The sequence below is a fragment of the Sneathiella sp. genome, from assembly GCF_041689005.1.
Classification (GTDB): Bacteria; Pseudomonadota; Alphaproteobacteria; order Sneathiellales; family Sneathiellaceae; genus Sneathiella.
Genome location: NZ_JBDNHC010000074.1, coordinates 42,034 through 55,467, shown reverse-complemented (window position 1 = coordinate 55,467; position 13,434 = coordinate 42,034). Strand labels below are relative to the sequence as shown.

Below are 13,434 nucleotides of genomic sequence, written 5' to 3'. Positions count from 1 at the left end.
GAAAACTTGACGTCAGGTCCGTTTTACAGGACTCTTCCGCAGTTATTTGGCAAGAGAGGGACGATGTTGCATAAGCATCCTGACACGGAAAATATCAAGAATCGGGAAGGGGCCTCAGTGGCACTTGATCAAACTCAGGAGAAACCGGCAGAAACCAGCCGTTTTGTTAGCTCTGCCCTGCTCGCCTTTTTGGCTTGTTTCTTCACCGTTGGCTGGTTTGTTGCCGTTGGACTTTTTGTCAATACCAGAATCGGCTGGCCGGATGTGCTGCAAATTCCGTTGCAGGATCTCGGCACGTTACTAATCGGCACATTTGCGCCACTTGCCTTCATCTGGTTTTTTCTTGGCTATTTCCATCAAGGCCGGCAAGCTCGCCTGAAGGGCCATGCCCTTGATCAGCTTATGATCGATCTCAATTATCCGAGCCCGGAAGCTGAAGCCCGGGTCGCCAGCCTCACCCAGACACTCCAGCGGCAGTCCCGGGCCGTCCAGAGCGATACGGAAAAGGCAGCAGGTCGCATTGAAGAGGCCAGCACCAAGCTTGAAAAGCAGGGAGAGGCAGCAAACACTGCAACAGGCGAATTGATATCAACGTCGGATCGCCTGAAAGAGGAGCTGGAAACACGCGCGCAGGGCCTTGCTGCCCTCATTGACAAGATAGAGGCGCAAGGCAAGCGACTTGATACGGCGATTAAATTGCAGACCTCTGAACTTGAGGCGGCGGCCACAGATTCCGAGACGCGGAGCCGATCTGTTCAATCAGCTTTATCTGCGCAGATTGGCGCGCTGGGCGATGCAATCAAGGTTGCCGATGAGAAGTCTCAGGATATCAGCCAAATATTGGAGGAAACCAGTAAGAAGATTTTTACCAACGCAACCGAGACATTGGCGAAGACGGAGACCGCCAGGGATGCTCTTGGAACTCACCTGAAGGGCCTTGGGGAGGCAGCAGATCAATTGCGCGTTAAACTCGATGAAGGGGCGAGCGTTCTCGAACAGCGAGGACAGGAAATCACGGATATTTCACGGAAATCCTCGACTGAAATTGCCAAGACGTCCGACATTCTGCTGCAAAGCACGACGGATTTGAGCATATCAAGTGACGAGGGGGTAACGCGATTGAATGCCCTTCGAAATACGCTTCTCTCCAGCGCGAGCGATGTTGAAAAGGCGCTTGCCCAACTGGAAAGCAAGGAAGGCGGGCTGTTGAGGGTCGCGATCGAAACCCGGGAGGGCGTCCTGGAATCGGCTGAACGTTTGAAATTGGATACTGAAAGTCTGGCGACAAGAAGCGGCGACATGACGGAGAAGATGTTGCAGGCGAGCAATAGCCTGAAGGATGAAACAGCCTCGCTTGAGACCGTCCTGAAGACCACGGAGCATAGCCTTAAAACTATTGAGCAGAGCCTGAGACAGGGCCGCGAATTGTTGGATGCGGCGGGCGAAAAGTCGCTCCGGAATGCCGACCAGCTTGGCGACAAGCTCGCAAATCATGCGGCAGTCCTTAATGGCGCGTCGGAAACCACTGGCGAGCGGACAACACAGATTCAGGAGCAATTGCGCAACCAGATTGCCGATCTTGAGCAAGCCTCTCACCAGATTCTGGAAATGTCCGAGGAAATCAGTGCCCGGCTGGCAAAGGACGTGGATATTCTCGCTCAGGCGGGTGACACAACCAACAGCCAGATTGTGCAAGTTGGCTCAACCCTGGAACGTCAGGCTGAAGGTCTCAGGCAAACCTCTGATTCTGTCACTAACCGGCTGCGTGAAGCAGGCGAAGAGCTCAGACGCGAAGGATCAGACATCGAGATTAACGCCGATCGCGCCTCGCGCTCAATTGTGTCGGCATCTGAGCAGTTGGGGAAACAGCAGAAAGAACTCGCCGACTCAGCGGATCGATCCCGGAGCAAGCTATCCTCCGCCATCGAAGAGGCTATTCGTTACCATCAGGACTTCATGGCAACAGCCGAGCGTGCTTCCTTGCAGGCCCGCCAGTCTGGTGAAGCGGCGCATTCACAGACGGCAGAGCTTGCCAAAACTGCTGAACGGGCATCTGCAGAACTTCGGGCGATGGGCGATCAGGCGACGGATCATGTTGAACAGCTCAATATGGCAGCCTCAAAAGCTGAAAACCAGGGAAGCCGGCTCGCCAACGTGACCCGCTCATCGCTTGCCAATATCAATGAAGCCAGTGGTTCAGCCCGCGTGCATATGGAAGAGCTTGCTGATATTTCGGTCCGCGCCAAAGAGCATGCGGAAGCCATGGAGGAAATTCTCCAGCAGGAGACGGCATCCCTGTCAGAAATTGCCCGCCAGCTTACCGAGCAGGTTGAGACAGTGGAACGGACATTATCCGAGAGATCGGCGCTTCTGGATCAGTCTGTCGAGCATGCGTCAGTCGCGGGCGAAAGTTTTCATCGGCGGACAGTGGAACTGGCCAAGGCCAGCGAACTGATGATCAAGGGGATCAAATATGCCGATGAAGCTCTGGAGCGGCATAAATTGGGGATTGATGACACACGTCGTCATATTCATGAGGACCTGGATAAGGTTTCCGAAAAAATATCACAGGCAACGCAGCAGGTGCAGGAGGCCGGATCCGGCGCCGCCGAGCTTTTCTACGGCCGGGCCAAGGACCTGCTTGAATTTACGACCAAGGCCAACACGAGCGCGCGCGAACTCGGCGATCAATTCGAAAACCAGCATAAGCGGCTCACCTTAAGCGTACAGCAGGTGGAAAATACGCTCAATAAATCAGCCGGAATATTGCACGAAGAAAGCAACAATTTCAGGATCGCCGCGGATCGGGCGGCGGAAGATGCGTTGATGTCGGGCCTGAAAATTGAGAAACAGACAGCAAACCTGACGGCTGCCGCGGAAAAAGCGCGACTACTCGCGGACCGCATTGCCGAAAATAAGAACAAGTTGCAAAATGAGCGCTTCATGAAATCGACTGCATTCATCATGGAGAATTTAAACTCTCTGACGATCGACCTCAGCCGTATAATGGACAGCAACCTGTCTGACGACCTTTGGCGGCGCTACCGTAAGGGGGAGAAAGGCATCTTTACCCGCAAATTGTTGAAGTCGAAGGATGCTGATAAAATACGGGTCCGATATCGCGAGAACGGTGATTTTAGGCGGTTTACGGATAAATATGTTTCAGAATTCAGGGAAATCATGACCGAAGCCGGTGCGTCTGAGCATTCTGAGTTACTGTCTGATGCCTTTATTACGGCGGATGTCGGAAAAGTCTATCTCCTGCTGCAAGAAGCGCTGGATGGTCTCGATTAATACGGAAAGTAATGGCGGCGCAAAAGATTAAGCGCCAGACGGAGGTTATACTTCCAGTCTGGCGACAACTTGGCCTTCGTCTACGGTATCTTCTTCGCTGACAAGAATTTCAACAACAGAGCCACTTTTGGGTGCCGTGACGGGGATTTCCATCTTCATGCTTTCCAGAATGAGGATCGGATCATCTTCTTGCAGCTGATCACCGACTTTTACCTCAATTTTCCATACCGTGCCGATAATTTCTGAAGTTACATCCACTAGCGCCATTTTTATCCCCGTGTTTCTTTGTTCTTGTCAGCCTATGTTTTCAGAAGCGCCGCCTCGGCGCTAGCGTTTTTTAAAGTGAAAAGACTATATCTTAGGAGGCCAACTTGGTACGTGAAGCTTTTTTGCGCTCATGTGGATCAAGATGCTGTTTGCGTAGACGGATGAAGTTTGGCGTAACTTCGACCAGTTCATCATCGTCGATATAGGCAATTGCCTGTTCCAAACTCAACTTGCGCGGGGTCGTCAAGCGGACCGCCTCGTCGGTACCCGAAGCACGGATATTGGTAAGCTGTTTAGCCTTGAGTGCGTTTACTTCCAGATCATTGGGGCGATTATGCTCGCCGAGGATCATACCTTCATAGACATCAACACCGCTACCAATGAAGAAAAAGCCACGTGCTTCCAGGTTCCAAATGGCAAAAGCCACGGATTTTCCAGTCGCGTTGGCAATTAAAACGCCATTGCGGCGGCCCGGTATGTCGCCCTTATGGGGAATATAGGAGTGAAACAGGCGGTTCATGATGCCGGTTCCGCGAGTGTCGGTAAGAAATTCACCGTGATAGCCAATCAGGCCGCGCGTCGGACAGAGGAAGGTAATCCGTGTCTTGCCGCCGCCGGAAGGGCGCATGTCGGTCATCGTACCCTTTCGGATCGCGACCTTTTCAACCACGACGCCAGAAAATTCATCATCGACATCGACGACCACTTCTTCCTGTGGTTCGAGAATATTGCCTTTATCGTCTTGACGGAACAGGACGCGCGGACGGCTGATTGAAAGCTCAAATCCTTCGCGGCGCATCGTTTCAATCAAAACTCCGAGCTGTAATTCACCCCGGCCCGAAACAATATAGGCATCCGCATCGCTGCTGTCTTCTACTCGGACGGAAACATTGCCTTCTATTTCCTTCATCAGGCGGGCGCGGATAACACGGCTCTGTACCTTGTCGCCATCGCGTCCGGCAAGCGGCGAGGAATTGATGGCGAAGGTCATTGAAATGGTCGGTGGATCAATGGGCTGGGCGTCTATGGGTTTGGTTTCCTCGGGCGTGCCCAATGTATCCGCCACCGTTGTCTTGAATAGCCCGGCCACGGAAATGATGTCGCCGGCCCGCGCTTCGGCGATTGTCTCGCGCTCCAGACCGCGAAACGCCATAATCTTGGTGGCCCGCGCATCCTCGACTTTATTTCCTTTGCGGCCAATCCCCTTGATTGGATCATTGGTCTTGAGAACGCCGCTTTCCACCCGGCCCGTCAAAAGACGACCGAGGTAGGGATTGCTCTCGATCGTGGTGACAAGCATTCTGAAGGGGGCGTTTTCGTCAACATCCGGCGCTGCGACATGTTTGACAATCAGGTCAAAGAGTGGATGAAGATTTTCTCTGGGTTCGGACAATTCCGTAACGGCCCAACCCTCTTTGGCAGAGGCATACAGGACAGGAAAATCGAGCTGGTCCTCGTTGGCGTCTAGGGCGACTAGCAAATCAAAGCATTCGTCTAGCACTTCGTTGGCACGGGCGTCCGGCCGGTCTGCCTTGTTGATGACAACAATAGGTTTCAGGCCAAGATTGAGAGCCTTTTGCATGACGAATTTTGTTTGCGGCATCGGGCCTTCCGCTGCGTCAACAAGGACGACAACGCCATCGACCATGCTCAGGATACGTTCGACTTCGCCGCCAAAATCAGCATGGCCCGGTGTGTCGACAATATTCAGCCGATAGCCGTCCCACTCGACCGAAGTGCATTTCGCAAGGATGGTAATCCCGCGCTCGCGTTCCAGGTCGTTGCTGTCCATGGCCCGTTCAGCCACTTTCTGGTTTTCCCGAAAAGTCCCACTCTGTTTGAGTAGGCCGTCCACAAGAGTTGTCTTCCCATGATCAACATGGGCGATGATCGCAACGTTCCGAATTTCCATGATTTTAATAAACTTCATTTTCTATAAAAAGCGCGCGCAGTATAACTCCGATCCTGCATTAAGCAAGCAATCCTTTCGCACCTGCACACAAGTTTCTCTCATATAGTTTAGGAAAAACAAATTAAAAGATCGTTGTGATGGAAATGTCGAAGGCAGGGTTTTTATAAAGACGATATTAACGACGCAGGTGCCCTCGGGAGATATTGCAAATTCGGGCAAAGAATGGCACCATGATGGCCTCGCCAATAAAAAGAAAAAGGGAGCTGGCATGCCTGTTTACAACCGGATTGCTGAAATTCATGAGGATATGCAAACGTGGCGGCGGGACATTCACCGGCATCCCGAGCTATGCTTTGAGGAGCAGCGTACCGCTGAGATCGTTGCAGAAAAATTACGCTCCTGGGGGATCGAGGTTCATGAAGGCATCGGAATTACCGGTGTCGTTGGGGTGTTAAAAGGGCAGGGAACAAGCTCGAAATCAATAGGTATCCGGGCGGATATGGATGCACTGCCCCTGCAGGAGCTCAATAATTTTGACCATAAATCGGTAATTGACGGCAAAATGCATGCCTGTGGGCATGACGGCCATACCGCGATGCTGCTAGGGGCGGCTAAATATCTCGCTGAGACACGAAATTTTGACGGGAGAGTGCATTTCATCTTCCAGCCGGCAGAGGAAGGCGGTGGAGGCGGAGATGCTATGGTCAAGGACGGCCTGTTTGACAGGTTCCCGTGTGACGGCGTTTATGGGCTACATAATCAGTCGAGCATGCCGCGTGGCAGCTTCAATGTTCGCACAGGACCGATCATGGCGTCTGCCGATACTGCCGTTATGACAATACATGGCAAGGGCGGTCATGCGGCGCATCCCCAGCTTACAATCGATCCCATTGCTGTCGGAGTTCAGCTTTATACGGCGTTGCAGACCATTGTTGCCCGGAATGTTGGCCCTGTCGACAATGCCGTTGTCTCGGTGACGATGTTTGACGCCGGAACGGGTGTTAATATTATTCCGCAACAAGCTAAGCTTACCGCCTCCATCCGGGCAATGACGGCACAAGTTCGCGACCTGATCGAAGAGCGGATGAAGGAAATTTGTCGAGGCATCGCAGCCACGCATAACGTGACGATTGATGTCGAGTATGAGCGCGGCTATCCGAGTACCGTCAATCATGAAAAGGAAACCCTGATTGCCGCCCGGGCCGCGACAGAAGTGGTTGGTGTGGATAATGTAAATATGGATACGCCGGTTAGAATGGGTAGCGAGGATTTTTCGTATATGCTGGAAGCCTGCCCCGGTTGTTATTTCTTTCTCGGAACCAATGACGAGACGCATTTTCACTCTGCCCATCATCCCGAGTTCGATTTCAATGACGAGGTTCTTTCTGTCGGTGCAAGCCTTTGGGCCAAACTCGTTGAACAGCAAATGCCGCGCGCTTAAGCGCGCTCCTTCAGATAAACTCAAAAATAAAGGAAAAAATATGTCTGACGTTCTTCTCGAAACCATTGAAGATGGCGTTGCGACGCTGACCATGAACCGCCCGGAATCCCGGAATGCATTTACACATGAAATGATGTCAGGACTTGCGGTATCGCTCACGCGCCTTGCCGCGGACAGGACGGTTCGCGTCGTTGTACTGACCGGTGCCGGTGATGCCTTCAGCGCGGGCGGCGACGTCAAGAATTTTGCGGCAAATACCGGCGCTGAGATTAACCGTGATGAGCGTATCCAAGAGTTACGGGGCAGGGTGGAAATCAGTCGGCTCCTGCACGAAATGCCGAAGCCGACGTTGGCCGTTATTCCGGGCCCCGCGGCAGGCGCCGGGTTCTCGCTTGCCATGGCCTGTGATATGCGCATCGCTGCGGATACCGCGAAGATTACGACGGCTTTTTCAAAGGTTGGTTTGTCGGGTGATTTCGGCGGCACCTATTTCCTGACTAAACTTGTCGGAGCTGCAAAGGCGCGGGAGCTTTATTTCATGGCCGATGTAGTGCTTGGAAAAGACGCAGTGGCCCTTGGAATGGTCAATAAATCCGTACCAAAAGAGGAATTGCCAGAGGCCGCGAGGGCAATGGCAGAAAAACTTGCCAGTCTGCCGACAGTCGCCATTGGCTACATGAAGAAAAACCTCAATATGGCCCTCGAAGGATCCCTGAGTGATGTTTTCGACTGGGAGTCCGCCCAGATGATTCGTGCCTTCGATACAGAGGATCACAAAGGGGCCGCGCAGGCCTTTGTTGAAAAGCGGACGCCGGTTTTCAAGGGGAAATGAGCAGCGTGAGTTAACTCTGGCGGCTTAACCCCATAAGGCTCTCGACGGCGGGTGCATGAGGCTTCCCTCAAACCTTATCCTGTTCTCTCTGTCTTCGGCGAGCAGGAGGGGGCCGTCCAGATCCATAAAACGGGCGAAACGACCCAAGAGCATTGCCGGGGCCATTGCAAGACTGGTCCCGAGCATGCAGCCCACCATAATTCCGAGACCAAAATCACGGGCGGCTTCAGCCAGCAACAGGGCCTCCGTCAATCCGCCGGTTTTGTCGAGCTTTATGTTGATAACATCATAGAGCCTTGCGACGTCGTCAAGCGTTGAACTGTCATGCGCGCTTTCATCTGCACAAATGGGAACCGGGCAGTCTATGTTCGAGAGGAGCCCATCTTCACTGGCAGGGAGTGGCTGCTCAATTAGCTCGACACCTAGATCGGCCATACGCGGCCCGTACTCCTCCAGCATCGCCGGGGTCCAGGCTTCATTGGCGTCAACGATGAGACGGGCTTTTGGCGCCGCGGCCCTGACGGCGGCAACCCTTTCAACGTCGTCGATGCCGGCAAGTTTCAATTTTAAAAGTGGCCGATTGATCTGTTCTTTGGCGGCATTCCCCATATTTTCCGGGGTATCCAGCGACAATGTATAGGCCGTTATTAATGGACCGGAGGGGGGCAGGCCTGCAATCTCAGCCGCAGTTTTCCCGGTCAATTTTGCCTCAAGGTCCCAGAGGGCGCAATCAACGGCATTTCGGGCGGCTCCGGGTGGCATAACGGTTAAAAGCCCATCACGCGTCAGACCATCAGCGATAAAATCCCGGACGGCCGATATCTGGCCGAGTACCGAGCGCGTGGTTTCACCGTATCGCGTATAGGGAACACATTCCCCCTGCCCGGAAAGATTCCCTTCGGAAATTGTTACAACAACAACATCGGCCGAGGTTTTTGCGCCGCGGCTGATTCTGAAGCTCCCTTTGATCGGCCAGCTTTCGGCTTTCGCCTGCATACGCCGCCCGTTCATGAGAGATTGTCAACGATGGCAGCTGTCCCATCCTTGAATGGATCCATGCAAGGAAGCCCAAGCTCATCTTCAAGTGCTGTTAGATAATCGCGTCGTTTGTCCATTGCGAGACCTGATGTATTAATTGCAACGCCGACAAAAATTGCGGCCGGGTTGGTGAGTTTCGCGGCGGTGAGGTTGAGTTCCATGCAGGTCAATAGATCAGGAAGCGGCTGGTGTGGCAGTCCGCGCATATGTGTCCGCGTCGGTTCGTGACACAACACAAGGGCATCCGCCTGCGCACCATGCAGAAGGCCCAGGCTAACACCCGCAAAAGAGGGGTGAAACAAGGAACCTTGACCCTCAATGATATCCCAATGATCAGCGTCATTGTCGGGGGCCAGTTCCTCAACTGCGCCGGAAATAAAATCAGCCACTACAGCATCGATGGAAATGCCGGAACCAGCAATAAAAATGCCTGTTTGTCCCGTTGCCCTGAAATCAGCATTCATTCCGCGATCCCGCATTTCCTTTTCAATAGCAAGAGCGGTATACATTTTACCTACTGAACAGTCGGTCCCGACGGCGAGCAGACGCTTCCCCGATCGCCGGGTACCTTTGCCGGTCGGTATGGTGTGAGTCGGGTGGCGAACATCAAACAACGCCCTTCCGTTCCGGATCGCGGCTTCCTGAATTTCCGGGATGTCACCCAGGCGGATATGTAACCCACTGGCGATATCCATGCCTGCATCCAGTGCCTCAATAATCTCGGATATCCAATGAGGCGGTAGAAAACCCCCGGAATTCACGATACCAACAATCATGGTTTTTGCGCCGGCAGCGACTGCATCGCCAATCGATATGTCACGAATACCCAGATCCGCCACGCAGCCTTTGAACCGCAGCTGGCCAATGCACCAATCAGGCCGCCAATCGACTATTCCCTGCGCTGTCTTGGCGCCAAGCTGATCCCCAACGTCCCCCAGAAACATAAGATAGGGGTTTTGCATTTCACTCATATGACCTCCTGGTTCATAAGACGATTTCAATCATTGTCAATTTCGCTTTTCAAGCGCAGCCTGCTCGGCCTGAAGGCTTGCAATTTCCGCGCGGACGGCCTCTATACATTCGCTCGTGGCCCATTCGCGATGCTCATCCTTCGCATAGGCCAGAGCATTCCGGTAATATAAAAAGGCATTCAGGCGACAGCGCGCATAGTTATTCTGAGTGCGGACGACCTTTCCAGGCGTTCCCATCACAATAGAATTATCAGGGATGATTGTTCCTTCTTTGAGGAAGCTATGCCCGGCAACGATACAGTTATTGCCGATTACACAATCATCCATAATTGTCGTGTTGATGCCGATCAGGCAGTTATCGCCAATTGTGCAACCATGAATTGTGCAGTGATGGGTGATCGAGCAGTGCGAACCGATATATGTTCCTGAATTTGAGCCCTCATGGAGCATGCAGAAATCCTGGATATTTGTGTATTCTCCGACAACAACTTCCTTTGATTCGGCGCGGATAACAGTGTAGGGCCACAGGGAGGCCCCCTTTTTTATATGGGCCTTGCCATATGCCAGAGCGCTCGGATGGATGAAGGCAGCTTCTTCAATTCTAATGTCCGGACCAAATTTTGACATTGATACCCCCTCGTCTTCATTATTGTAATGAAATATCTTCCGTCCTTCAGATAACTCAAGACGATGCGAACCGCGAAAGCGGAAGAAACGATTTTATCAGTCGAGATGAGGTCAGGTCAAACGAAGATATGGAAAGGGGTTACTTCAGTTCCTGTCGCCATGGCTGGGATTTAATCCACAGATTGAAGGCATCTAGATCTATCGGACGGCTCATGTAATATCCTTGGGCTACGTCACAGTTCAGATTATCCAGCAGTTGCCAAGTCTCAAGGTCTTCTACACCTTCGGCAACGACGGAAAGGCTGAGATTTTTAGCAAGCTCGACCAGGGTCCTGACGATCACTTCGTCATCGGCGACGGACTTCATGTTCAAGACAAAGCTTTTGTCGATCTTGATTTCATCGAAAGGTAATTTGCGCAAATAGGAGAGCGACGTATAGCCGGTACCAAAATCATCGATTGAGATACGAACGCCCATTTCGTGAAAGCAGTTTACGATTTCGGTCGCGCGGGAAACATCCGAAATTATCGCACTTTCAGTAATTTCCAGCTTCAGAAGTTTTGGTGGAAAATTAGCTTTTTTCAGGATCCGCTTCACGGTGCTTGGAAAACTGGGATTATGCAGGATCAAGGCGGATATATTAACTGCAACTGAGAGCGGCTCACCATTTTCCAGCCAAAGGCTCCCTTGAGCAACCGCTGCCTCCAGAACCCATCGCGTCAAGGCTTCGATCGAGCCTGAATTCTCGGCAAGCGGGATAAAGCTGTCGGGAAAAAGAAGACCGTGCTTGGGGTTTTGCCATCTGACGAGAGCTTCCACGCCGATTACTTCTTTTGAGCTCATTTGAACAATTGGCTGATAGTGAAGTCGCAATTCACCTGCTTTAATCGCGTCGGGCAGGTCCTGAGCCCAGCGGAGTTGCTGCCGCCGTTCATTGTCGTCTTTCTGGGTAAATACCGTGAGACGTGTCTTGTCGCGCTTCGCTGAATACAAAGCCGCAATCGACTTATGTAACAGGCTGTCAGCACTGTCGTCCGCATCAAGGCCGGCAATTCCCATAGTCGCGCTGACTTCCGTTTTTTGGCCCTCTACAATATACGGCTTGCGAATTTCGTGAGACAGTCTTACGGCAATAGAATGATGTGAGGTGTCGGCATAATCCTGATTATTGAGTAAAAGGGCAAATTCATCATCCCCCAGACGCCCAACAATGGAATTATCCGGAGCAAACCGGAACAGGCGTTTTGCCACAGTTTTCAAAATCTGATCCCCAAAGTCATGACCGCGGCTTTCATTCAGGGCCTTGAAGCTGTCGAGATCGAGCACAATCAACGAAACTGGTGTTTTGTTCTCACGTGCTTGCTCGATGGATTTTTTCATTTTATTGCGAAATTTATTTCGACCGGGAAGGGCGGTTAACGGTTCCTCGTCCACGAACGCAGATAACTCCGCTTCCAGATGTTCTGTTCGATAATGCAATTTACAAAGTCTGTCTGCATTGAAGAGAGCGGATTCGAGACGCGCAATGGAAAGATTTTGATAGGAAATACTTTCGCTTACTCCCGCTTGCAGATGATGCAGGGAGCCGCCGATGACGATGGTGGGGATAAACGGATTACCGCTTGAAATTTCCTTTAATTTAACGTCATTAAGCGCTTTGGCCTGGATGTCATCTATGATGACGCAGTTGTAGACGCCAGCCTTGATATCTTCGAAAATTATGTTATCAAAGTCATTCTCGTGCGATGTAACAGGGACGTGGTTGTCCTGACAAAAATTGAGAATTAAGTCGCCGGATTCCAAAATCAGCAAGCGTAACTTACTATAATTTAGGTTTAGACGATCCTTGCCGCTGCGAGCAATTTTATGTGTGCTGGCCCGTTCCTTCGCAATGGAGAATCTGGACGCCATATCTGTTATATTTAGTGACATAATTCTCGATCAATAAATTCGTGTAGCGAATTTCGTAGGATTAAAAAGATATCTTTAAAGCCGGTTATAACCAGAGAGCGTAAAGAAGGTCTTAATTTTTTACTAGATTTTCCAGCATCATAAGGATCCTCCTGGACCGCGGGTTATACATCAGTTCTGTAAAAATATTCCTTTATGGTCTCGGCGTCGTTATGATGATGTATAAAAAAGCGCCATCGGAATTTTGACCTCTTTTCACGACGGCAGGTAGCATTAAAGGAAACAGATGGTGAGCCAAACAATAACTTTAAACCCCGTTATTCTTACTATTGCCCCAAACGGTGCCCGTAAATCCAAGCATGATCATCCGATGCTGCCGATTACGCCGGCGGACCTTGCTCATGAAGCAAAGGTATGTCAGACGGAAGGGGCCGCCATGATCCATTTACATGTTCGCGATGAAGATCATAACCATACTCTGGATGTCGGACGTTACCGGGATGCAATTGACGCTATTCGGGGGGCTGTGGGGGAGGCGATCGTCATTCAGGCGACCACCGAAGCCGTTGGCATGTACAACGCCCAACAGCAAATGGATATGGTAATAGCGTTGCAGCCGGAGGCGGTTTCCCTGTCGATTAGGGAGTTAGTGCCTGAGGGCGGCGAGGAGCATGCAAGATCTTTCTTCGCTGAATTGATGGCTCTGAAAATCATGCCGCAGCTTATCATCTCCTCAGTTGAAGAACTACGGAGATATGAATTGCTGGTTCGCGATGACATAATTCCATTTGACAACCCGTTTCTTTTGTTCGTTCTGGGTCGATATACAACAGGTCAGCAATCCCATCCGCGGGATTTGTTGCCGTTCATTATAACGCTGAAACCGGAATGCCCCTGGGCGGTTTGCGCGTTCGGGCCACTTGAACTTGCGGCTACCAGTAGTGCATTGGCACTGGGCGGTCATGTGCGTGTTGGATTTGAAAACAATATGTTGTTGAAAGATGGCGAATCTGCCAGTCAGAATTCTGACCTAGTTCGACAGATACGCGGGGTTTCCGAGGCAATAGGCCGCCCGGTGGCGACTGCTCGCGATGTCAGGGCTATGTTTCTGGGCACGAAGACGGAGACCGCCATCTAAGC

General features: G+C 51.7%; 10 protein-coding genes. 4 read left to right on the top strand and 6 right to left on the bottom strand.

Annotation, left to right across the window (positions count from 1 at the left end; translation table 11 throughout):
* Nucleotides 1-63 precede the first annotated feature (63 nt).
* The gene (locus tag ACESNI_RS08860) at nucleotides 64-3,294 is read left to right on the top strand and encodes a hypothetical protein (RefSeq protein WP_373086180.1); all 3,231 of its coding nucleotides are present in this window, start codon (nucleotides 64-66) and stop codon (nucleotides 3,292-3,294) included.
* 45 nt (nucleotides 3,295-3,339) lie between these two features.
* On the opposite strand, the gene ACESNI_RS08855 is transcribed toward ACESNI_RS08860, so the two are convergent.
* On the bottom strand, nucleotides 3,340-3,561 hold the full coding sequence (locus ACESNI_RS08855) for an acetyl-CoA carboxylase biotin carboxyl carrier protein subunit (RefSeq protein WP_373086179.1): 222 nt from the start codon (nucleotides 3,559-3,561) through the stop codon (nucleotides 3,340-3,342).
* A gap of 91 nt (nucleotides 3,562-3,652) precedes the next feature.
* The gene (gene typA, locus ACESNI_RS08850; protein ID WP_373086178.1) at nucleotides 3,653-5,473 is read right to left on the bottom strand and encodes a translational GTPase TypA; all 1,821 of its coding nucleotides are present in this window, start codon (nucleotides 5,471-5,473) and stop codon (nucleotides 3,653-3,655) included.
* Nucleotides 5,474-5,741: 268 nt separating this feature from the next.
* Here typA and ACESNI_RS08845 point away from each other — a divergent pair, with 268 nt between their 5' ends.
* Both ACESNI_RS08845 and ACESNI_RS08840 read left to right on the top strand, forming a co-directional pair.
* Nucleotides 5,742-6,914, top strand: a complete 1,173-nt coding sequence (locus ACESNI_RS08845) for a M20 aminoacylase family protein (protein WP_373086177.1) — start codon at nucleotides 5,742-5,744, stop codon at nucleotides 6,912-6,914.
* Between the two features lie 40 nt (nucleotides 6,915-6,954).
* Entirely contained in the window at nucleotides 6,955-7,746 is a 792-nt protein-coding gene (locus ACESNI_RS08840; RefSeq protein WP_373086176.1) for an enoyl-CoA hydratase, read from the top strand.
* A gap of 24 nt (nucleotides 7,747-7,770) precedes the next feature.
* Here ACESNI_RS08840 and dgcA read toward each other — a convergent pair whose 3' ends face one another.
* From dgcA to ACESNI_RS08820, 4 genes are all read right to left on the bottom strand, one after another.
* On the bottom strand, nucleotides 7,771-8,757 hold the full coding sequence (dgcA, locus tag ACESNI_RS08835) for an N-acetyl-D-Glu racemase DgcA (protein WP_373086175.1): 987 nt from the start codon (nucleotides 8,755-8,757) through the stop codon (nucleotides 7,771-7,773).
* Nucleotides 8,754-9,755: an N-acetyltransferase DgcN gene (gene dgcN / locus ACESNI_RS08830; protein ID WP_373086174.1), complete on the bottom strand. Its 1,002-nt coding sequence runs from the start codon at nucleotides 9,753-9,755 to the stop codon at nucleotides 8,754-8,756. Before dgcN ends, dgcA begins: the two co-directional genes overlap by 4 nt.
* A 36-nt stretch (nucleotides 9,756-9,791) precedes the next feature.
* On the bottom strand, nucleotides 9,792-10,382 hold the full coding sequence (locus ACESNI_RS08825; RefSeq protein ID WP_373086173.1) for a gamma carbonic anhydrase family protein: 591 nt from the start codon (nucleotides 10,380-10,382) through the stop codon (nucleotides 9,792-9,794).
* A gap of 139 nt (nucleotides 10,383-10,521) precedes the next feature.
* Nucleotides 10,522-12,315 (bottom strand): putative bifunctional diguanylate cyclase/phosphodiesterase, encoded by a 1,794-nt coding sequence (locus ACESNI_RS08820; RefSeq protein ID WP_373086172.1) that lies wholly within the window; start codon nucleotides 12,313-12,315, stop codon nucleotides 10,522-10,524.
* 265 nt (nucleotides 12,316-12,580) lie between these two features.
* Between ACESNI_RS08820 and ACESNI_RS08815 the strand changes: the two genes are divergently transcribed.
* Nucleotides 12,581-13,432 (top strand): 3-keto-5-aminohexanoate cleavage protein, encoded by an 852-nt coding sequence (locus tag ACESNI_RS08815; RefSeq protein ID WP_373086171.1) that lies wholly within the window; start codon nucleotides 12,581-12,583, stop codon nucleotides 13,430-13,432.
* Nucleotides 13,433-13,434: the final 2 nt, after the last annotated feature.